This is a genomic window from Pseudomonas sp. Root401 (assembly GCF_001425105.1).
Lineage (GTDB): Bacteria > Pseudomonadota > Gammaproteobacteria > Pseudomonadales > Pseudomonadaceae > Aquipseudomonas > Aquipseudomonas brassicacearum.
In genome coordinates, this window is sequence record NZ_LMDO01000004.1 from 78,900 (window position 1) to 99,456 (window position 20,557).

The 20,557-nt window shown below is 62.1% G+C and carries 24 protein-coding genes; 6 read left to right on the forward strand and 18 right to left on the reverse strand.

The genetic code is table 11. The features are described 5' to 3' along the window. The first annotated feature begins 1 nt into the window (after window position 1). The 3 genes from ngg to ASC85_RS04975 all read left to right on the forward strand — a co-directional run bounded on the left by ngg (window position 2) and on the right by ASC85_RS04975 (window position 3,654). On the forward strand, window positions 2-1,747 hold the full coding sequence (gene ngg, locus ASC85_RS04965) for an N-acetylglutaminylglutamine synthetase (protein WP_057448494.1): 1,746 nt from the start codon (window positions 2-4) through the stop codon (window positions 1,745-1,747). 276 nt (window positions 1,748-2,023) lie between these two features. Beyond that, window positions 2,024-3,214 carry an osmoprotectant NAGGN system M42 family peptidase gene (locus ASC85_RS04970; protein WP_057448495.1) on the forward strand — a complete coding sequence of 397 codons (1,191 nt, stop codon included), beginning with the start codon at window positions 2,024-2,026 and terminating at the stop codon, window positions 3,212-3,214. A gap of 212 nt (window positions 3,215-3,426) precedes the next feature. After that, on the forward strand, window positions 3,427-3,654 hold the full coding sequence (locus ASC85_RS04975; RefSeq protein ID WP_003199186.1) for a YheU family protein: 228 nt from the start codon (window positions 3,427-3,429) through the stop codon (window positions 3,652-3,654). Here ASC85_RS04975 and csrA read toward each other — a convergent pair. The 3 genes from csrA to ASC85_RS04990 all read right to left on the reverse strand — a co-directional run bounded on the left by csrA (window position 3,643) and on the right by ASC85_RS04990 (window position 5,199). Continuing rightward, complete coding sequence (gene csrA, locus ASC85_RS04980) at window positions 3,643-3,843, reverse strand: carbon storage regulator CsrA (protein ID WP_057448496.1); 201 nt, start codon at window positions 3,841-3,843, stop codon at window positions 3,643-3,645. The two genes, ASC85_RS04975 and csrA, sit on opposite strands and share 12 nt — an antisense overlap. 150 nt (window positions 3,844-3,993) lie before the next feature. Beyond that, entirely contained in the window at window positions 3,994-4,326 is a 333-nt protein-coding gene (locus tag ASC85_RS04985) for a YnfA family protein (protein WP_057448565.1), read from the reverse strand. Between the two features lie 57 nt (window positions 4,327-4,383). Further along, window positions 4,384-5,199, reverse strand: a complete 816-nt coding sequence (locus ASC85_RS04990) for an SDR family oxidoreductase (RefSeq protein WP_057448497.1) — start codon at window positions 5,197-5,199, stop codon at window positions 4,384-4,386. Between the two features lie 232 nt (window positions 5,200-5,431). Between ASC85_RS04990 and ASC85_RS30830 the strand changes: the two genes are divergently transcribed. Next, the gene (locus tag ASC85_RS30830) at window positions 5,432-5,584 is read left to right on the forward strand and encodes a DUF3309 family protein (RefSeq protein ID WP_003183939.1); all 153 of its coding nucleotides are present in this window, start codon (window positions 5,432-5,434) and stop codon (window positions 5,582-5,584) included. 63 nt (window positions 5,585-5,647) lie between these two features. Here ASC85_RS30830 and ASC85_RS04995 read toward each other — a convergent pair whose 3' ends face one another. The 11 genes from ASC85_RS04995 to ccmA all read right to left on the reverse strand — a co-directional run bounded on the left by ASC85_RS04995 (window position 5,648) and on the right by ccmA (window position 15,455). Further along, window positions 5,648-7,741, reverse strand: a complete 2,094-nt coding sequence (locus tag ASC85_RS04995) for an LTA synthase family protein (RefSeq protein WP_057448498.1) — start codon at window positions 7,739-7,741, stop codon at window positions 5,648-5,650. Window positions 7,742-8,067: 326 nt separating this feature from the next. Continuing rightward, window positions 8,068-8,475, reverse strand: a complete 408-nt coding sequence (locus ASC85_RS05000) for a hypothetical protein (protein WP_057448499.1) — start codon at window positions 8,473-8,475, stop codon at window positions 8,068-8,070. 14 nt (window positions 8,476-8,489) lie between these two features. Continuing rightward, window positions 8,490-9,692 (reverse strand): c-type cytochrome biogenesis protein CcmI, encoded by a 1,203-nt coding sequence (gene ccmI / locus ASC85_RS05005; protein WP_057448500.1) that lies wholly within the window; start codon window positions 9,690-9,692, stop codon window positions 8,490-8,492. Next, window positions 9,685-10,158, reverse strand: coding sequence for a cytochrome c-type biogenesis protein (locus tag ASC85_RS05010; protein WP_057448501.1), 474 nt, complete (start codon window positions 10,156-10,158; stop codon window positions 9,685-9,687). The genes ccmI and ASC85_RS05010 overlap by 8 nt, the downstream gene beginning before the upstream one ends. Beyond that, entirely contained in the window at window positions 10,155-10,691 is a 537-nt protein-coding gene (locus ASC85_RS05015; protein ID WP_057448502.1) for a DsbE family thiol:disulfide interchange protein, read from the reverse strand. The genes ASC85_RS05010 and ASC85_RS05015 overlap by 4 nt, the downstream gene beginning before the upstream one ends. After that, on the reverse strand, window positions 10,688-12,676 hold the full coding sequence (locus ASC85_RS05020; protein ID WP_057448503.1) for a heme lyase CcmF/NrfE family subunit: 1,989 nt from the start codon (window positions 12,674-12,676) through the stop codon (window positions 10,688-10,690). The genes ASC85_RS05015 and ASC85_RS05020 overlap by 4 nt, the downstream gene beginning before the upstream one ends. Before the next feature lie 3 nt (window positions 12,677-12,679). Then, window positions 12,680-13,135, reverse strand: a complete 456-nt coding sequence (ccmE, locus tag ASC85_RS05025) for a cytochrome c maturation protein CcmE (RefSeq protein WP_057448504.1) — start codon at window positions 13,133-13,135, stop codon at window positions 12,680-12,682. Then, a complete protein-coding gene (gene ccmD, locus ASC85_RS05030; protein ID WP_003199159.1) occupies window positions 13,132-13,308 on the reverse strand; it encodes a heme exporter protein CcmD in 177 nt (58 codons plus the stop codon). Before ccmD ends, ccmE begins: the two co-directional genes overlap by 4 nt. Further along, window positions 13,305-14,060 carry a heme ABC transporter permease gene (locus ASC85_RS05035; protein ID WP_003199153.1) on the reverse strand — a complete coding sequence of 252 codons (756 nt, stop codon included), beginning with the start codon at window positions 14,058-14,060 and terminating at the stop codon, window positions 13,305-13,307. The genes ccmD and ASC85_RS05035 overlap by 4 nt, the downstream gene beginning before the upstream one ends. A gap of 94 nt (window positions 14,061-14,154) precedes the next feature. Further along, window positions 14,155-14,823: a heme exporter protein CcmB gene (gene ccmB, locus ASC85_RS05040; RefSeq protein WP_003199151.1), complete on the reverse strand. Its 669-nt coding sequence runs from the start codon at window positions 14,821-14,823 to the stop codon at window positions 14,155-14,157. Then, the gene (gene ccmA, locus ASC85_RS05045; protein ID WP_057448505.1) at window positions 14,820-15,455 is read right to left on the reverse strand and encodes a cytochrome c biogenesis heme-transporting ATPase CcmA; all 636 of its coding nucleotides are present in this window, start codon (window positions 15,453-15,455) and stop codon (window positions 14,820-14,822) included. Before ccmA ends, ccmB begins: the two co-directional genes overlap by 4 nt. 198 nt (window positions 15,456-15,653) lie before the next feature. Here ccmA and fliK point away from each other — a divergent pair, with 198 nt between their 5' ends. Together fliK and ASC85_RS05055 are read left to right on the forward strand one after the other, a co-directional pair. Then, window positions 15,654-17,225: a flagellar hook-length control protein FliK gene (gene fliK, locus ASC85_RS05050; RefSeq protein ID WP_057448506.1), complete on the forward strand. Its 1,572-nt coding sequence runs from the start codon at window positions 15,654-15,656 to the stop codon at window positions 17,223-17,225. Beyond that, window positions 17,222-17,551, forward strand: a complete 330-nt coding sequence (locus ASC85_RS05055) for an EscU/YscU/HrcU family type III secretion system export apparatus switch protein (RefSeq protein WP_003199146.1) — start codon at window positions 17,222-17,224, stop codon at window positions 17,549-17,551. Before fliK ends, ASC85_RS05055 begins: the two co-directional genes overlap by 4 nt. 270 nt (window positions 17,552-17,821) lie before the next feature. Here ASC85_RS05055 and ASC85_RS05060 read toward each other — a convergent pair whose 3' ends face one another. The 4 genes from ASC85_RS05060 to ASC85_RS05075 all read right to left on the reverse strand — a co-directional run bounded on the left by ASC85_RS05060 (window position 17,822) and on the right by ASC85_RS05075 (window position 20,539). Beyond that, a complete protein-coding gene (locus tag ASC85_RS05060) occupies window positions 17,822-18,217 on the reverse strand; it encodes a DUF2802 domain-containing protein (protein ID WP_003183966.1) in 396 nt (131 codons plus the stop codon). A 1-nt stretch (window position 18,218) separates the two neighbouring features. Then, window positions 18,219-18,704 (reverse strand): chemotaxis protein CheW, encoded by a 486-nt coding sequence (locus tag ASC85_RS05065; RefSeq protein WP_003199144.1) that lies wholly within the window; start codon window positions 18,702-18,704, stop codon window positions 18,219-18,221. Window positions 18,705-18,776: 72 nt separating this feature from the next. Next, window positions 18,777-19,652 (reverse strand): CheW domain-containing protein, encoded by an 876-nt coding sequence (locus tag ASC85_RS05070; protein ID WP_057448507.1) that lies wholly within the window; start codon window positions 19,650-19,652, stop codon window positions 18,777-18,779. Between the two features lie 95 nt (window positions 19,653-19,747). Next, window positions 19,748-20,539 carry a ParA family protein gene (locus tag ASC85_RS05075; protein ID WP_003199140.1) on the reverse strand — a complete coding sequence of 264 codons (792 nt, stop codon included), beginning with the start codon at window positions 20,537-20,539 and terminating at the stop codon, window positions 19,748-19,750. Between the last annotated feature and the right edge of the window lie 18 nt (window positions 20,540-20,557).

Consider the following 20,557-nt stretch of genomic DNA (forward strand, 5'->3'; position numbering starts at 1 on the left):
GATGAAACCTCATGCAACGGTTCACAACCAACGCCTCTTGCGCGGCCAGGCGCCCTCCTACGAACGCCTGCAGGCACGCCTGGCCGAAGACGGCAGCGAGTTGGGTGCCGACCCGATCGCAGTGCATTGCGGCTGGGGCCGACTGTTGATCGGCCACACCTTCCCGGACCCGGCAAGCCTGGCCCAGGAACTGCTCAACGAACAACCCGGCGAACGCGACATTGCCTTGTACGTGGCTGCGCCCCAGCAAGTGCTGGGGCTGGAGCCGGCACAACTGTTCCTCGATCCGTCCGACACCTTGCGCTTGTGGTTCAGCGACTATCGCCAGTCCACCCGGGTGTTTCGCGGTTTCCGGATTCGCCGGGCCCAGAGCGAGACCGACTGGCAGGCCATCAACCAGCTCTACCAGGCCCGGGGCATGTTGCCCATCGACCCGCTACGCCTGACCCCGCGCCATGAGGGCGGCCCGGTGTACTGGCTGGCCGAAGATGACGACACCGGTGCGGTGATCGGCAGCGTCATGGGCCTGAATCACCAGAAAGCCTTCAACGATCCGGAAAACGGCTGCAGCCTCTGGTGCCTGGCCGTGGACCCGCAATGTCCGCGACCCGGTGTTGGCGAAGTGCTGGTGCGTCACCTCATCGAGCATTTCATGAGCCGTGGCTTGAGTTACCTCGACCTGTCGGTGTTGCACGACAATCGCCTGGCGAAAAACCTCTACGCCAAACTCGGCTTTCGCAATCTCTCGACCTTTGCCATCAAACGCAAGAACGGCATCAACCAGCCGTTGTTCCTGGGGCCAGGCCCCGAAGCGCAATTCAATCCTTATGCGCGAATCATTGTCGAAGAAGCTCACCGCCGAGGCATCGACGTACAGGTGGACGATGCCGAGGCCGGCTTGTTCACCCTGGTCCACGGCAGCCGCAGGATCCGATGCCGAGAATCCTTGAGCGACCTGACCAGCGCCATCAGCATGACGCTGTGCCAGAACAAAAGCCTGACCCACAAAGTGCTGAAAAACGCCGGCCTGAACCTGCCGGCCCAACAGTTGGCGGGCAATGCCGATGACAACCTGGCGTTTCTCGACGAGCACGAACGGGTGGTGGTCAAGCCGCTGGACGGTGAACAGGGCCAAGGCGTGGCGGTGGATTTGCGCACCATTGAGGAGGTGCAGAGCGCCATCGAAGCGGCCCGACAGTTCGATAGCCAGGTCTTGCTGGAAAGCTTCCACGAGGGACTGGACCTGCGCATCCTGGTGATCGGCTTTGAAGTGGTGGCGGCGGCGATCCGGCGCCCCGCGGAGGTGATCGGCGATGGCCGGCACACCATCGGTGCGTTGATCGAAGCCCAGAGCCGCCGACGCCAAGCGGCCACGGGCGGCGAAAGCAAAATCCCGATGGATGCCGAGACCCTGCGCACGCTCAGCGCGGCGGGGTTCGACTACGACAGCGTGCTGCCCGCCGGGGAGCACCTGTTCGTCCGGCGTACGGCGAACCTGCATACCGGCGGGGTGCTGGAGGATGTCACCGGCATCCTGCATCCGACCCTTGTCGATGCGGCGGTGCGCGCCGCGCGGGCGCTGGACATCCCCATGGTCGGCCTCGACCTGCTGGTGCCAGCGGCCGATCAACCCGAGTACGTGTTCATCGAAGCCAACGAACGCGCAGGCCTGGCCAACCACGAACCACAACCCACCGCCGAGCGCTTTGTGGACTTGTTGTTTCCCCATAGCCAGCCGGTGGCTTAGCCCTGCTTCTATGGCGAGGGGACGTGCTCGCGCTGGACTTGCAGGAGCTGTGTAGGAGCTGTGTAGGAGCTGTGTAGGAGCTGTGTAGGAGCTGTGTAGGAGCTGTGTAGGAGCTGTGTAGGAGCTGTGTAGGAGCTGTCGAGTGCAACGAGGCTGCGATCTTTCCCCAGACACTTGAATCTCAAGCGAAAGACAGCTCCTACAGAGTCCAGCGCGAGCAAGCTCCCTCGCCACAAGGTTCCCCTAATTCAACTTAATGTTCCGTGAGGAGTTTCCATGATCAGCAAAATTCCCGAACCGGATCTCGAATACCTGCAAAAGGTCCTGCTGGAGATGCTCGCCATTCCCAGCCCTACCGGCTTTACCGACACCATCGTGCGTTATGTCGCCGAGCGGCTCGAAGAGCTGGGTATCGCTTTTGAAATGACCCGCCGTGGCACCATCCGCGCCACGCTCAAGGGGCGCAAGAGCAGCCCCGACCGGGCCGTGTCGGCGCACTTGGATACCATCGGTGCCTCGGTGCGGGCCATCAAGGACAACGGCCGCCTGACCCTGGCACCGGTGGGTTGCTGGTCCAGCCGATTTGCCGAAGGCAGCCGGGTCAGCTTGTTTACCGACACCGGCGTGATCCGTGGCAGCGTGCTGCCGTTGATGGCGTCCGGACACGCGTTCAACACCGCCGTGGATGAATTGCCTATCAGTTGGGACCATATCGAGCTGCGCCTGGACGCTTATTGCGCCACCCGCGCCGATTGCGAAACCCTGGGGGTGGGCATCGGCGATTACGTCGCCTTCGATCCCCTGCCGGAATTCACCGAAAGCGGCCACATCAGCGCCCGGCACCTGGACGACAAGGCCGGGGTCGCGGCGCTGCTGGCGGCGCTCAAGGCGATTGTCGACAGCGGCGAAGAACTGCTGATCGATTGTCACCCGCTGTTCACCATCACCGAGGAAACCGGCAGTGGCGCGGCGGCCGCACTGCCCTGGGATGTCAGCGAATTCGTCGGCATCGACATCGCGCCTGTCGCGCCTGGCCAGCATTCCAGCGAACACACAGTCAGCGTGGCCATGCAGGACTCCGGGGGCCCCTACGACTATCACCTGTCGCGACACTTGCTGAAACTGGCCAAGGAGAACGAGGTACCGGCACGCCGCGACCTGTTCCGCTACTACTTCAGCGACGCTCATTCGGCCATCACCGCCGGCCATGATATCCGTACCGCCCTGCTCGCCTTCGGCTGCGACGCCACCCATGGCTACGAACGCACCCACATCGACAGCCTGGCCGCCCTCAGTCGCCTGCTCGGCGCCTACATCCTCAGCCCGCCGGTGTTCGCCAGCGACGCGCAACCGGCCCAGGGTTCGCTGGACCGCTTCAGTCACCAGATCGAGCACGATGCACAAATGGAAAGCGATACCCGGGTGCCGTCGGTGGATAGCCTGGTGGGGCAGCGCTCCGATAACTGACCCAGCATTTTCATTGCCAGGCATATCGCCATCGCGAGCAGGCTCGCTCCCACAGGTTGATCTTCATTGGGCTTGAACTTTGTGCTCGACGCAGAACCAATGTGGGAGCGAGCCTGCTCGCGATGAGGTCTGAACAAACGCCGCAAAACCCAAGGCTAGCCGCAAAAGCCCATTGGCCGTAGCATCGCCCTATTGTCTAGCCGAGGTACCCCATGCTCATCCCCCACGACCAACTCGAAGTCGACACGCTCACCCGCCTGATCGAGGATTTCGTGACCCGCGACGGCACCGACAATGGTGACGACACCCCCCTGGAAACGCGGGTTCTGCGGGTCAGGCAAGCCCTGACCAAAGGCCAGGCGTTGATCGTCTTCGACCCCGAAAGTGAACAGTGTCAACTGATGCTCAAGCACGACGTGCCCAAACACCTATTCGACTGAACAGGCCTTGCGAGTGGCCTGGGCCTTTCTCTTCTGGATCTTGTCGTAGATTTCGGAACGATGGACGTCGACGTGCCGTGGCGCTTCCACGCCAAAACGCACCGTGCCGCCGCTGACCGACAGCACACGGACGGAAATATCGTCACCGATGGAAATCAACTCACCTACAGCGCGGCTTAATACAAGCATGGTTCTTGTCCTTAAGAATGTCTGGACCCTGACCATGCCCGGCCTGTTTCCCGTTCTCAAGACACCCACGAGAATTCAGTAAGGCCCTACAAGCAAAGCTCCTGTGACTGACGGAAATTTCCTGCAAAACCCTGTCGGACCGCCGGTATTTCAGGGCGCCGAGAACCGCGGGCCGAATAGAATCACACTCGCCCCCAACACGCAGAGCGCCACGCCAATCCAGTCGGACCCCAGTGGCCGCACCCGCTCAACCACCGCTAGCCAACCGATCGAGGCAACGATATAGAGGCCGCCATAGGCAGCGTAGGCACGCCCGGCGTACGTCGCTTCGACACGGGTCAGCAACAGGGCGAACAAGGTGAGGCTGAGCAACGCCGGGGCGATCCACCAGGCGCTCTTGCCCTGGCGCAACCACATCCAGAAGGCGTAGCAGCCCGCGATCTCAAACAGCGCGGCGAGAAAGAACCACAGGTAATTGAGCATGCAGATGTCCATCAGGAAGGCCGAATGGCGCCATCCTGAGGACATCGGGCATCCAGGTCAATTGAGGTTTTGCCGGGCCTTGGCGCGCATCTTGTCGGCCATGACGGTCATTTCGTCGTACAGCAACTGTGGGTTCTTCTGCTTGAGGGCCCAAGCCATGCGTCCCTGTTCGTGGGGCAGGATCATGAACTGGCCCTGGGCGACCTGCTGGTAGATGTAGTCGGCAATGTCCGTGGCGCTGATCGGTGAGCTTTCCAGCAACTTGCCAACCTGGGCTTTCATGGCCGGGGTCGGGCCGCGGAAGGAGTCCAGCAGATTGGTCTGGAAGAACGACGGGCACACCACGTGTACACCAACTTCCTGTTGCGCCAGTTCCACCAGCAGGCTTTCCGACAACGCCACGACGCCCGCCTTGGCTACGTTGTAGTTGCTCATGGCCGGGCCCTGCATCAGGGCTGCCATGGAGGCGATGTTGATGATCTTGCCGCGGCTTTTTTCCAATAGCGGCAGGAACGCCTTGCAGCCCTTGACCACGCCCATGAGGTTGATCGCGATCTGCCAGTCCCAATCCTCCAGGGAAAGCTCGCTGAAGAAGCCGCCCGAGGCCACGCCGGCATTATTGACGATGATATCGATACCGCCGAACTTCTCTTCGCAGGCCTGGGCGAGCGCAGTCAATTGGCTGTAGTCGCGCACATCGCAGCGCTGGATGAAGCCGTCGCCACCGGCATCACGCACTAGCTTGAGGGTTTCCACGAGGCCCGGCTCGCTGACATCCGATAGGGCCAGGCGCCATCCTTCGCGGGCCCAGCGCAGCGCGATTTCGCGACCCAGGCCGGAGCCGGCACCAGTGATCATCATGCGATTTTGCATAGCAGACAGCCTTGTTGTTCCGGGAGAGATAGGCCGAGTGTAGCGAAGGCGTTCGGCGGACCCACGCTCCATCAGATTGCTGAATGGCGAGGGCAAACCGTAGGCGCTACAAAAACTTTGAATTTTCTACAAGGCGCCACGGTCGGACTTATTAAGCCGCCCGGATTTAACGCATGCGCGCTGGTAGTTGGAAGTTGCATCACTCCAGAACTGACCAATAAGGAAATCTACAATGGGCACAATACTTATCATTATCCTGATCCTCCTGCTGATCGGTGGTCTCCCAGTCTTCCCGCACTCCAGAAGTTGGGGTTACGGCCCGTCCGGTATCATCGGTGTGGTGTTGGTGGTGCTGTTGGTCCTGCTACTACTGGGCAAGATATAAACCATTAAGTAAGCGCAAAAAAAAAGAGGCCTTCGCAGGCCTCTTTTTTATGTGCGCCGTTTATCAGTCCGGCTTGCCGTCAACGACGCCGGCGGTGTTATCCAGCAGGCTCTTGGTCGCGGTTTGCAGGAAGGATTCGAGCTTGAGCTTCATCTCGGCAGCGTCAGGTGCATCCTGGATGATTTGCGCACGCGGATTGGCGCCCAGCTCATAGCGATACATCTTCGGCGCCATTTCCTTTTCCTTCGGAAGCATCAGGACGGTGTCACCCCGGATGATCGCGGTGGTCTGATCACTGCCTGACGGCTTGATCACACCAAAACCGGGATCGCCTTGCGGCAGGTTCAACAGGTCACGGCCCCAGCACTGGTTACGCACTTGCCCACCGATCCGACCCATGATGGTCGGCACGATGTCGACCTGGGTACCCACGGTGTGGTCAAGTTGGCCGAATTTTTCCTGGACGCCCGGGCCGATCAACAGCATCGGCACATTGAAACGGCCCAAGTCCATCTCGGTGATCTGGCGTTCGTTGCCAAAGCCATGGTCGCCGACCACGACGAACAGGGTTTCCTTGAAGTAAGGCTCCTTGCGGGCCTTCTCGAAGAACTGGCCCAGCGCCCAGTCGGAGTAACGCATGGCGGTCAGGTGTTCGTTCAGGCTGCCACGGTCGGTGACCCGCTCGACCGGCAACGGCGTCGGCAACGCATAAGGGGTGTGGTTGGACAGGGTTTGCAGCAAGGCATAGAACGGCTTGCCGTTTTCCCGCGCCTTGAGCTCGATCAGGCCACGGTCGAACATGTCCTGGTCGGACACGCCCCAGGTCGGATCGGAGAACACCGGGTTCACGAAGTCGTTACGCCCGATGAACGTGGTCATGCCCTGACTGCTGAAAAAACCCGACTGGTTGTCCCAGGCGAAATCGCCGTTGTAGACATACACGTCGTCGTAGTTACGGGCGCTGAGCAGTTGCGGCAGGCCGGACAGCTTGTGGCTGCCCTCCGGCGTCTGCATCAGGTATTCGAAACCGGGCAGGTTCGGGAAGCACGCCATGGTGGCGAACATGCCTTGGTGGGTATGGGTACCGTTGGAGAAGAAACGGTCGAACAACAGGCCTTCCTTGGACAGTTTATCCAGGTAAGGCGTGATGTTGCCCGGCGCACCCAGGGCGCCCACCGAGTGACCGGCCATGCTTTCCATGAGGATCACGACCACGTTCTTGATCGGCAGGGTCTTGTCCGCCGGCGGCGTGTAGTCGCGGCGCACGGCGGCTGTCTCGGTGTCCACCAGTTTATCGTCAGGCATCACCAGCATGTCGCGCACGGTCTGCTGCGCCAGCGGTTGCTCGATGGTGGCTTTCCAAATGTTGTCGCGGTCTTCGGACATCCGGCTCTTGGCCGCGGCCACCAGCGACAAGGTGCCGTTGAGGCCCAACTGGTTGGCGAAGTTCGAATCGGTGGTGTAGACGTCGCCCCAGCGCAGGGGCGGCCCTTGGCGCAAGGTACCGCGCGCGGCGGTCACGGCGACCAGCAGGCAAACGACAAACACCGCGACACGCCCATACCACGGGGCGATCTGCCGGGTGCCAATGGTGCCGCCACTGAACGGCCCACGGGGACGCGTGGCGCGGTCGGCGCCCTTGAACGCCAGGCTGAGGATGATGGTGCCGCCGGCCCAGGCCAGCAGGTAGCGCACCACCGGGAAACCGTACCAGAGCATGCTCATCACGGTTTTCGGGTCTTCCTTCACATACTGGAAGACCAGGCCGTTGAGGCGCTGGTGAAATTCACGGTAGAAATCCATTTCCATCAAGCCGAGGAACAGCGCGATGCTGGAAGTGACGGTCAGCCATAAACGAAAGAACCCACGGGCGGCCATGGCCCTGGCGCTGAACAACGCCAGCAACAACGGGATGCAGAGGTAGACCACCAGGCGCAAGTCGAAACGCAAGCCATTGACGAAGGCTTCAACGAAGGTCGAGGCCGGGGTGTCGAGGATCATTTCGCGGTTATAGACCAGCAGCGCCACGCGCAGCAGGCTGAACATGACCATCATCACCAGGGCACAGAGCAACGTGTAGGCCAGGTGCGATTTGACGGTCGGTTGCAGCAGGCGATGCGTAGTACGCTGCTGACTCAGGGCGTCCGGGATTGCCATGTCGTTTAAGGACCCTATCGGAATTGGAGTGACAAAAAGAAACAACGGCGCGCCCTCTGTTGACCAAAGCCTGGCCTCGGGGCTTGCGCGAGTGCGCAAATGTTGCACGAACGGCTATGGCATTGCCATTAAATAACCGGCGGCGATATGAGCGCGGGGGATTGTCCGCAAGACTTGGTGAAAATTTCGTTCAAAGAATATTCAGAAACACAAAAAGCCCGGCCTGGCGATGCGGCTCAACCGAACGCTATGGTAGCAAGGGGATTTATCTGTGGGAGCAAAGCTTGCTCCCACAGATGCCCCCTGGCTCCAGGGGTTCCCGGTGCTTAATGGAACTGACGCCCCAAGCCCGCCGGCACGCCTTCGATGGTGGTGTCTTCCCAGGGACCATTCGGGCTGACGGAACGGCTCCAACCGTTGTTCCAGCGGTAATAGGTTCGCTGGCGATAGAACGTGTTCGTCTGGTTGTCCAGCACATAGACCCCAAGCTTGGCGTCCCAGTGACTGTTGCCACCCGGCGGTGGGGCGAAGCTGGCGGAGGTGCGCGGCAGCGGTTTGGCCGGCTTGTTCGGGATGACAGGTTTGCCCGGCGGTGTGGATGGGGCCGGTTTGGTGGTCGGGGTCGACGGCGGGATCGGTGGCAGCGGTGCCGAGGGCTCCGACGGACGCTGGACCGCACAAGCGCTCAGGCCCATGACGAGCGTGAGCAGGGTGATACGAGCGATGGCGGTCATGGTGCGAATTCCTGTTATTTGTCCGGACTGTCGATGGTCAATTGTTGCTGCGCCGTGGTGCTGCTTGCCAGGGGCTGGCTGCGGCCGATCCACTCACCCGCGGTCGGCTGACCGGCCCGGGAGATGCGCGCCACCAGTTGGACTTCGGGGAAGTTCGACAGTTTCAACTGCGGCATCATTGCGTCCGCATCACCCAGCTCTACCGTGACCGGCAGATCGGCGACCGTCAGGCGCTTGGCGGCCAGCGGCGCGGGCGGGCCGGAAACGGCGCGGGCGAAGATGAACACGCTGTCGCCCGGCTGCACCTTGGCCTTGAGGGCCGGCGCCAGGTCGACGCGCACCTTGAGCAGTGCCGCAACCTTGGCCACCGGCGCCTGGGCGACCTTGCCGCCACTGGCTTGCAGCTTCTCGGTGGCACGGGTGATGCCGCCCTGCAGCGCTTCACGGGACTTGTCGCCCTCCGGCAGTTCCACCAACAGGCGTCCCCAGTAATCGATCGCGTCCTGATAGCGCTCGCTCTCAAAAGCGGCAATACCCAGCAGGCCGAGGCTGGTGACTTCCTTCGGATCGAGTTTCAGCGCTTCGTCGGTCAGCGCCTGGAGCTTGTCCGACCATTTCTTGCCATCGGCAAAATACTGCGCCTGGGCCCATTGGCCCAGCAGTTCGGGTTGTCGACCGGCCACCGCCACGGTGCGCTCGAAGACCTTCGCCGCGTCTGCGGGCCGATCCTGCGCCATGTAGGTACGCCCGAGAAAATACAGGCCCTCGGCGTTATCCGGTTGCGCCGCCACCGCACGTTCCAGGCGCAGGGTCATCTCTTCCATCGACTGCGGCGCCTGGGCGAATTCGCGGGTCAGCTCGACCTTGTCGCTGGCACCGAAATGCAGGTACAGCGCCAGGCCCAACACCGGCACCAGCACAGCGGCGAGCAACGGCAACGGCTTGCCCAACCGGGATTCGCGCGGCGCATCGGCGCCCTCGGTGTCGGCGAGCAGTTCACGGGCGGCTTCGGCGCGACCGGTGTCCAGTTGCGCGGCGTTGAGCACGCCCTCCTCCCGCTCAACCTGCAACTCGGCGACGCGTTCCTGGTACAGCGCCACGTTGAGCGCGGTACGGTCCTCCTCCAACTGGGCGCGGCGACCACGCAGTACAGGGATCAACAGAAAACTCAGGGCAACCAGAAGAAGCAGACCTGCGGCGAGCCAGAAATCAATCATGCTTGGTTTTATCCAACAGTTGGTCGAGGCGCTGGCGCTCTTCGACAGAAAGCGTGTCCGGGGCGGCCGTGCGCTGGACCCGACGGCGGCGCACGATCACTGCAATGACGACGAAACCACCGAACAGCAGCCCGGCGGGGCCGAACCAGAGCAGCGCCGTCTTGGAGGACAGGGCGGGGTTGTAGCGCACGAACTCACCGTAGCGATCGACCATGAAATCGATGATCTGCTGGTTGTCCTTGCCCTCGCCGAGCATGCGGAAGATTTCCTTGCGCAGGTCGGCGGCAATCGGCGCGTTGGAGTCGGCGATGTCCTGGTTCTGGCACTTGGGGCAGCGCAGTTCCTTGGTCAGTTCGCGAAACCGCTCGCGCTCGCCGTCGTTGGCGAATTCGTAGGTATCAATGGCGGCGTGGGCCACGCCGACAAGGCTCAGGCCGAGGATGGCGGCGGCTAACCAGCGCTTCATGGCTTGGCCTCGTCCACCAGTGCCTGATACTTGGCGGCCAGTTTCTCGCGCCAGACCTGTTCATCGATCACGCCGACGAACTTGTCGCGGATAACGCCCTTGGCATCGATGAAGAACGTTTCCGGCGCACCGTAGACGCCCAGGTTCAGGCCCAGGGAGCCGTCTTCATCACGAATGTCCAGTTGATACGGATTGTGGAACTCGGCCAGCCACTTCAAGGCATCGGCGTTGACGTCCTTGTAATTGACGCCGTAGATCACCACGCCGTTCTGGGCCAGCTTGTTCAGCACCGGGTGTTCGACCCGGCAGGAGATGCACCAGGTGCCCCACACGTTGACCAGCGCCGGCTTGCCCAGCAGGTCGGCACGGGTCAAGGTTTTATCGCCCTGCACCGAGGGCAGGGAAAACTCCGGGAACGGCTTGCCGATCATCGCCGAGGGCAACTCGGTCGGATTCAGGTACAGCCCCCGGTACAAAAACACCGCCATCAACAGGAACAGCGCCAGCGGCACCAACATCAACCAACGTTTCATGCAGTGGCTCCCGTCACGCCCAGGGCTTCACGCACCCGGGTTTTCACCTTGACTCGATAACGCCGATCCAGCGCCGCCAGTACCCCACCCAGGCCGGTAAGCAAGCCACCGAACCAGATCCAGCGTACGAACGGCTTGACGTGGACCCGCACCGCCCACGCGCCGTCGCCCAGGGACTCGCCCAGCGCCACGTAGAGATCGCGGGTGAAACCGGCATCGATGCCGGCTTCGGTCATCACCGAGTTCTGCACGGTGTAGAGACGTTTTTCCGGGTGCAGCACGGTGATTTCCTGGCCGTTGCGAAGAACTCGCACGGTGCCTTTGTCGGACGTGAAGTTCGGGCCCTCGAAATGTTTCGCGCCCTCGAAAACGAACTGATAGCCGGCCAGGTCCATGGACTCACCCGGCGCCAGGCGCAGGTCGCGCTCGGCGCTGTTCTGGCTGGACAGCACCACGCCCAGGGCACAGACGGCGATGCCCAGGTGGGCGATCTGCATGCCCCAGTAACTGCGGGTCAGGGTCGGCAGGCCCTTGATCAGGCCTTTGTGCCGGGTCTTGTCGAAGATGTCCCGTACCCCCGCCAGCAACACCCAGGCCGCCAGCACGAACGTCGCCAGCACCGCCCAGTTGAAGTCGCCATACGCCACGCCGGCCACCACGGCCAGGGCGGCGGTGCCCAGCAGCACCGGGGTCAACATGCCCAGCAGCCACTTGACCGGAGTGTCTTTCCAGCGCACCAGCATGCCGATGGCCATCACCACCATCAAGATCGCCATCAGCGGGATGAACAGCGCATTGAAGTACGGCGGCCCCACCGACAGCTTGGCGCCGGACAGCGCGTCGAGCACCAGCGGGTACAACGTTCCCAGCAGGATCATCGACGCGGCCACCACCAACACCAGGTTGTTGCCCAGCAGCAGGGTTTCCCGCGACCAAAGGTTGAAGCCGACCTGGCTCTTGACCACCGGCGCACGCAGGGCGAACAGCGTCAGCGAACCGCCGACCACGAATAGCAGGAACATCAGGATGAACACGCCGCGCTCAGGGTCCGAGGCGAAGGCATGCACCGACGTCAACACGCCGGAGCGCACCAGGAACGTCCCCAGCAAGCTCAGCGAGAACGCCGCGATGGCCAGCAGCACGGTCCAGCTCTTGAACACACCACGTTTTTCCGTGACCGCCAGGGAGTGGATCAGCGCCGTGCCCACCAACCAAGGCATGAACGAGGCGTTTTCCACCGGGTCCCAGAACCACCAGCCGCCCCAACCGAGTTCGTAGTAGGCCCACCATGAACCGAGGGTGATGCCGATGCCGAGGAAGGCCCAGGCGACGATGGTCCACGGACGCGACCAGCGTGCCCACGCAGCATCGAGGCGCCCACCGAGCAACGCGGCGATGGCGAAGGCGAAGGCCACGGAGAAGCCGACGTAGCCCATGTAGAGCATCGGCGGGTGAACGATCAGGCCGATGTCTTGCAACAGCGGGTTGAGGTCGCGGCCATCCGTCGGCATCTGCGGCAGGATGCGCTCGAACGGATTGGAGGTGACGATCAAGAACAGCAGGAAACCGGTGCTGATCATGCCCATCACTGCCAGCACCCGGGCCAGCATCACCTGGGGCAACTGCCGGGAGAACACCGAGACGGCGAAGGTCCAGCCGGCCAGGATCAACGCCCAAAGCAACAGCGAGCCTTCGTGGGCGCCCCACACGGCGCTGAACTTGTAGTACCAGGGCAAGGCGCTGTTGGAGTTGCTGGCGACGTATTCCACGGAAAAGTCATCGGTCATGAACGCATAGGTCAGGCAACCGAAGGCGAACAGCATGAAGGCGAACTGCCCCCACGCCGCCGGCTGGGCCAGGCTCATCCACAGGCGGTCGCCGCGCCAGGCACCGAGCAAGGGCACCACGGCCTGTACCAGGGAGAAACACAGGGCGAGGATCATCGCCAGGTGGCCCAACTCGGGAATAAAGATGCCGGTAGTCATCGATCAACCCTCCTTCACGGGAGCGGGCGCCGACTGGCCGCTGTCTTTCAGCGCCTTGGTCACTTCCGGCGGCATGTATTTTTCGTCGTGCTTGGCCAGCACCTCATCGGCCACCACCACGCCGTCGGCGTTGAGCTTGCCGAGGGCGACGATGCCCTGCCCTTCGCGGAACAGGTCCGGAAGAATGCCGCGATAGGTGATGGTCACGGTCTTGCTGAAGTCGGTGACATTGAATTTCACGTCCAGCGAATCCCCGGAGCGTACCAGCGAGCCTTTTTCCACCATGCCGCCAGCGCGGATGCGGGTGTCCTTGGGGGCTTCGCCGTTGGCAATCTGGGTCGGGGTATAGAACAGGTTGATGTTTTGCTGCAGGGCGCTCAGGGCCAGGGCGACCGCGGCACCGACACCCACCAGGATCGCAAGAATGATGACAAGACGTTTTTTGCGCAGCGGATTCACTGACCGTTCTCCCGGCGCAGACGACGCGCCTCTTGTTGCAGATACCGCTTGCGGGCCAGGATCGGCACCGCCACGTTGAGGGCCAGCACTACCAGGCAGATGCCATAGGCTGACCAGACATACAGGCCATGATGGCCCATGGCGAGGAAATCGCCGAATGAAGCGAAACTCATCGAGCGGCCTCCAGGCTGTTCTGCACTTCGGCCTTCACCCAACTGGCCCGGGACTCGCGCTTGAGCACTTCCAGGCGCATGCGCAGCAACAGCACCGCGCCGAAGAAACAGTAGAAACCCAACACAGTCAGCAACAGCGGCAGCCACATTTCGACGGGCATCGCCGGTTTTTCGGTAAGGGTGAAGGTTGCGCCCTGGTGCAAGGTATTCCACCACTCCACCGAGTACTTGATGATCGGGATGTTGATCACGCCGACAATCGCCAGTACCGCGCAGGCCTTGGCGGCACTGTCACGATTGCTGATGGCGTTGCCCAGCGCAATAAGACCGAAGTACAGGAACAGCAGGATCAGCATCGACGTCAGTCGCGCATCCCAGACCCACCACGAACCCCAGGTCGGCTTGCCCCAGATCGCACCGGTGACCAGCGCCACGGCGGTCATCCAGGCACCGATGGGCGCGGCACATTGCAGGGCCACGTCGGCCAGCTTCATCTTCCACACCAGCCCGACCACACCGCACACCGCCAGCATCACGTAGACGGACTGGGCCAGCATCGCCGTGGGCACGTGGATGTAAATGATGCGGAAGCTGTTGCCTTGCTGGTAGTCCGGCGGTGCGAAGGCCAGGCCCCAGACCACGCCAGAACCAATCAACAACAATGCAGCGATGCTCAACCATGGGAGCAGTTTGCCGCTGATGCCGTAGAACCATTTGGGTGAGCCGAGCTTGTGAAACCAGGTCCAGTTCATTGCTGTTTCCATCACGGTTGCGGCTCGCCGTCACGAACCGCCGGGGCAGCCTTTACTTCCAAAGAAGTGGTCGTTTTTTGACCAGGCCTCGTTATTATTCGCCGACGCTGATCTTCAGGCCAGCGGCTATTGCAAAGGGTGTCAGGGTTATCGCCAGGGCGGTCAGGCTCCCAAGCCACAGCAGATAACCGGTCGCGGGCATGCCTTGCAGCGCCGCTTGCAAGGCACCACTGCCCAGGATCAGGACCGGGATATATAACGGCAGGATCAGCAGCGCCAACAACAGGCCGCCGCGCTTCAACCCCACCGTCAACGCCGCGCCCACCGCACCGAGCAAGCTCAGCACCGGCGTGCCCAGCAGCAGCGACACCAGCAGCACCGGCATGCACGCGCCGGGCAGTCCCAGCATCATCGCCAGCAGTGGCGAGAGCAATACCAGTGCCAGCCCGGAAAAAACCCAGTGTGCCAGTACCTTGGCTAAAACCAGAAGGGCCAGGGGGTGCGACGAAAGGACCCACTGTTCCAGTGAACCGTCTTCGAAATCACTGCGGAAAAGCCCGTCCAGCGAGAGCAGGACCGATAAAAGCGCGGCAACCCAGACCAGTCCCGGAGACAAGGTTTGCAACAATTGAGTCTCCGGCCCGACCGCCAACGGGAACAATGCAATGACAATCGCGAAGAACACCAGCGGATTGGCCAATTCGGCCGGACGACGGAACAGCAGGCGCGCCTCGCGGGCAAGCAACAGGCCAAACACACTCATACGGCCCAGTTCCCCAGATCAATGTTGCGATAACCGGCCGGCATCCGCGCCAGCGTGTGGTGGGTGGTCAAGAGCACCATGCCACCGTTTTCACAGTGCTGGGCCAAGTGTTCCTCGAGCTGCGCGACACCCTGCTTGTCCAGGGCGGTGAATGGCTCGTCGAGAATCCACAGCGGCGGGCTGTCCAGGTACAGCCGGGCCAGGGCCACGCGGCGTTGCTGGCCGGCAGACAGGGTGTGGCTCGGCACGTCTTCGAAGCCGCGCAGCCCTACCGCCGCCAACGCCGGCCAGATCGCTTCGCGGCCGGCCGGCGTATGCAACGCGCAGAGCCAACTGAGGTTCTCTTCGGGGGTCAGCAAATCCTTGATACCGGCGGCATGGCCGATCCAGAGCAGGTTGCGGGCCAGTTCGCTGCGCTGGCTGTGCAAGGGCTGGCCATTGAGCAACACTTGGCCTGCGGTGGGTTGCATCAACCCGGCCAGCAGGCGCAGCAGGCTGGTCTTGCCGCTGCCGTTGGGACCACTGATTTGCACCATATCGCCACGCGAGAGTCTCAATTCGAGATTTTCGAAAAGCAGTCGCAAGTCTCGCTCACAGGCGAGGCCGACGGTTTGCAGGAGAGGACTGGTCAAGGGATCGCGGGCCTTATACGGTTCAAGTCGGCGGTGCTGCGGCCGTTAAAGAGATGCAGCATAGATGCATTGACGGCCTGTTCCACAGAGCTGCGTCAAACAATTGCAAGGTTTTCGCCACTCCCTGAAAGACGGGCGGCATTATACATGCCCTAACCTACTCTCAAGAGAGCTTATTTCCCCAAGGTAAGACTGCAAATGACAGGCGACATGAACATCCTGCCGCTACCCCAGCCCACGGCAACCCCGCGCATGCCGGCGGTCAGTGGCGAGCTGCTCAAACTGCTGGTGCCTACCGAAGGCCTGATCAGCTCGGGCCAGATTGCCCAGGCCGAAGTGCTGTCGCTCAAGCAGGCTGACCAGACTTTCCAGCTGTTGCTCAAGGTCACCCTGGAGAGCGGCCGCCAGACCACCGTGCAGGCCACCAGCACCCAGCCGTTGCCCCAAGGCACCAGCCTGGCCGTGACCCAGCCGTCCGCCAGCAACCTGGCGATTGCCGTGCAACAGGCCGTGGCCTCCAGCGTCGCCACCCTCACCCGAATCGACACCGCGCAGTTGCCGGTCGGCACCCTGCTGCAAGGCAAAGTGCTGACCAGCCAGGCGTTGCCGCAGTTGCCGGGGCAACCGGCGGTGTATCGGTCGTTGGTAAGCTTGCTCAACACCGCCCAGGCGGGCAGCACCCTGGACATCGACAGCCCGCAGCCGCTGCGCATCGGCACGCTGTTGAGTGCCCAGGTGCAAGATGCCCAGACACTGAAATTCGTTCCGCTGAGCAACCGCCAGGAGCAACTGGCGGTGAGCCAGCAACTGGTCACCCAAGTGAGTCGCCAGGGCTCGCTGGACGGCCTGATTACTGCCCTGCAAAACCTGCCGGCCACTGACGACACCGGCTCCGAGCTGCGCGCCGCGGTGACACGCCTGTTGGCCAGCCTGCCGGATGTCCAGCAACTGAGCACGCCCAAGGGGCTGGCCCAGGCCATGGTCGCCAGCGGTGTGTTCCTGGAAAGCAAGTTGCTCGCCGGGCAGCCGCCGGGCCCGGCACCGGACCTCAAAGGCGACCTGCTCAAGCTGATCGCCCAACTGACGCCAGCCCTGCCCGCCTCCACCAACCTCACGGCCGTCATTGCCGCCAACACCCTGGCCCAGGTGCTGCCCAGTTTTGTCCGCAACGCCCTGGGAACCCTCGGCCAGGTCAGCGCCAAACCGCAACCCACCAGCTTCCCCCTGCCCTCGCGCCAGATGAAAGGCCAGGACGAAGAAGGCGACCTGGAACACCTGCTGCGCCTGGCCGCTGCCGCCGTGTCACGCCTGCAAAGCCATCAGTTGTCGAGCCTGGAGCAGACCGGCCTGACCGACGACGGTCGGCTGATGAGCACCTGGCAATTGGAAATCCCGATGCGCAATCTGCAGGACATCGTGCCGTTGCAGGTCAAGTTCCAGCGCGAGGAAACCCCGCCCCGGGAGCAACCCAACGAGCGCCGGGAAGAACGCGAGCCAAAACAGCAGCTCTGGCGGGTCGAATTGGCGTTCGACATGGAACCGCTCGGACCGTTGCAGGTTCAGGCCCAGTTGCTCAGCGGCAGCCTGTCCAGCCAGTTGTGGGCGGAACGGCCATACACCGCGAGCTTGATTGAAAGCAACCTGACAGCATTGCGCGAACGCCTGGTGACCTGTGGCCTGAACGTCGGCGAGCTGGACTGCCACCTCGGCACCCCGCCCCAAGGCCCCAAGACTCGCCTGGAACAACGCTGGGTAGACGAAACCGCATGACAACCCATACCGAACCCCGCCAGGCCATCGCCCTCAAGTACGACGGCCACCACGCCCCGACCCTCACCGCCAAGGGCGACGAAGCCCTGGCCGAGGAAATCCTGCGCATCGCCCGCGAAAGCGAAGTACCGATCTATGAAAATGCCGAGCTGGTGAAGCTGTTGGCACGGATGGAGTTGGGTGACAGCATCCCGGAAGAGCTGTACCGCACGATTGCCGAGATCATCGCGTTTGCCTGGAACCTCAAGGGCAAGTTCCCCCAGGGCTACGACCCGAATGCGCCGAGTGTCGAGAAGGATGTAACCGACCGCGGCGACGATTATTAATCACAGCCATCTGGACTAATGCCTGTCAGTTAGGAGCAAACGGCATAATCCTGTGGGAGCAAAGCTTGCTCCCACGGGTTTGCTGTTTAACTGACAGGTATTAGCCACCTGGGCTGCGTTTTGGGTTGGAAATGATCAATCTGCAAGCGCCAGAAAAACCTGTGGGAGCGAGCCTGCTCGCGATGACGGACTCACATTCAACATCGCTATTGACTGTCACACCGCTATCGCGAGCAAGCTCGCTCCCACATTGGACCTGGGTGAAGACGATCAGCCGCCCTTGTGCAGCTTACTCATCAACTCCGCCTCGGCCTGGGTCAGGCCGCAGGCTTGGGTCAGTTCGTCGACACTGGCGCCCATGCCCACCAGGCGGGCGGCCTGGGCGAAGGACAGGCTGGAGGGGTCGCGCTGTTCCAACTGGGCGAGTTTATCCGGCAACGGCGCGACCACGGCACGCAGCTCATGGAGCGCTTCGCCCATGCGCACGGTGCCGTTCTGGTAATCATCGACACGCTTGGCCAGGTCCTTGATGCGCTGATCGCGCAGCGCATCGCCCTGGGCCTGCTGAGCGGCGATCTGCCGCTGGCCACGTATGTACGCCAAGAACATCGCCAGCGTGCCTGCCCAGAAAAGGAACAGGACAATGACTGCTACCTCAAGAATCAAATCAGATACTCTCCAGTTCCGACCACTCTTCTTCGCTCATCATCTTGTCCAGTTCAACCAGAATCAGCAACTCGTTGTTCTTGTTGCACACGCCCTGAATGAACTTGGCGGATTCCTCGTTACCCACGTTCGGCGCAGTCTCGATTTCCGACTGGCGCAGATAAACCACTTCGGCGACGCTGTCGACCATGATGCCAACCACTTGCTTGTCGGCTTCGATGATGACGATCCGGGTGTTGTCGCTGATCTCGGCATTCATCAGGCCGAAGCGCTGGCGGGTATCGATCACCGTGACCACGTTACCACGCAGGTTGATGATGCCCAGCACGTAGCTCGGTGCACCCGGTACCGGGGCGATCTCGGTATAGCGCAGCACTTCCTGAACGCGCATCACGTTGATGCCGTAGGTTTCGTTATCGAGCTTGAAGGTCACCCATTGCAGAATCGGATCTTCAGAACCCTTTTGAGACGACGCCTTATCATTCATACCCTGACCCCTCGAAAAACCGCCTGTGGCGGCGTGTATTCTGTCCGGCGACGCTGTGCGCCGCCGGTTGTCTTATTTCGGTTTCTGGACCGGCGTCTTGCTGCCGCCCAGGTGTTTTGCCCCGCCGCTGGCGATCAGCTCCGCCAGCTCGGAAACGTCCAGCAAGGCGCACATATGCTCGATCACCGTACCGGCCAGCCATGGCCGTTGCCCTCGATGGCTGCGCCACTTGATCTCGTTCGGGTCCAGACGCAGCGAACGGCTGACCTGATGCACCGCCAAACCCCATTCGTAACCCTGCACTGAAATCACGTACTGCAAGCCTTGGCGAAAGTCATCGCGATAACGGTCCGGCATGACCCAGCGTGCCGTGTCCAGTACCTTCAGGTTGCCGGCCTGGCTCGGCAGGATTCCGAGGAACCATTCCGGCTGGCCAAACAACGGCGTCAATTCCTGCCCGGCCAGGGAATAAATCGACCCCAGGCATACCAGCGGCACCGCCAGGGTCAACCCGGCCACATCGAACAACAGACACTCGAACGGCTCGGCAGCCCAGGCCGGACGGTCGTCGCCCGGCACCGGTGGCGGCGGATTGCTCGGTGGCAGGTGGATTTCCACCACCGGCGTCACCAGGCCTTGCAGCAGCGGGGCAACGGTCGAGACCGGCGCCAGGATCGGCGCAGGCGCGTCCATGACCGCCACCTGAGGCTTGATAAACGGTGCCTCGACCGCTGCTGCCACTACTGCTTTCTGTGCGTCACGGGCCTGCTCTTCGAGCACGGCCGCTTGAAATTCATCCAGCACACCCTTGGCTTCGACGTGCTCGGGCAACGCCTCGATTACGCTTGGCTGTGGTGGCAATTCTTCGGTCGCTTCCTGCAGCAGCCCATCCAGATAGGACTGCAGGGCCATTTGCGGACGCGAGGTTGTCTTTATCGGGCGGCTCATAGGAACAGTGCGCCACTTGAAGAGGTTATCGGCATGAATGCGGCAGGACTTGAGCGCTCGCAAGCGAACACGATGCCAGTGGAAAGCCTCGTCACTTAAGCCACCTGCTGCGGAACAAGCTGTTGGGTCAACAGGTGCTTGAGCAGCGCCCGATAGGCCAGCACGCCGCGGCTCTTGCCATCGAACTGCGACGGGGTCACACCGGCGCGGCTGGCGTCCCGCAAGCGAGTATCAACGGGGATATAGCCTTGCCAGATGTCCTCCGGGTACTTGTCCCGCAACACCCGCAAGGTGCCCAGGGAGGCCTGGGTACGACGATCGAACAGGGTTGGCACGATGTTGAAGGCCAGCGTCTGCTTGCGCGAGCGGTTGACCATCGCCAGTGTATTGACCATGCGCTCCAGGCCCTTGACCGCCAGATGCTCGGTCTGCACCGGAATGACCAACTGCTGGCTGGCCGCCAAGGCATTGACCATCAGCAGACCCAGCAACGGCGGGCTGTCGATGATCGCGTAATCGAAATCCTGCCACAGCTGCGCCAGACTCTTGGCAATCACCAGGCCCAACCCGCCCTGCCCCGGCGACTGGCGCTCCAGGGTGGCCAGGGCGGTGCTCGATGGCAGCAGGGAAATCCGCTCGTCGCTGGTGGACAACAGCAACTGCCCCGGCAGGCCCTCGGGCACAACGCCCTTGTGCAGGAACAGGTCGTAGTTGCTGTGCTCCAGGCTGTCGGGATCGTAGCCGAAATAGCTGGTCATCGAGCCATGGGGATCCAGATCAACGATGACCACGCGCTTGCCCGCCTCGGCCAGCAACCCGGCTAAAGCGATGGAAGATGTGGTCTTGCCCACACCACCTTTTTGATTGGCGACTGCCCAGACTCTCATTCGGATCGTTCCTCCCGG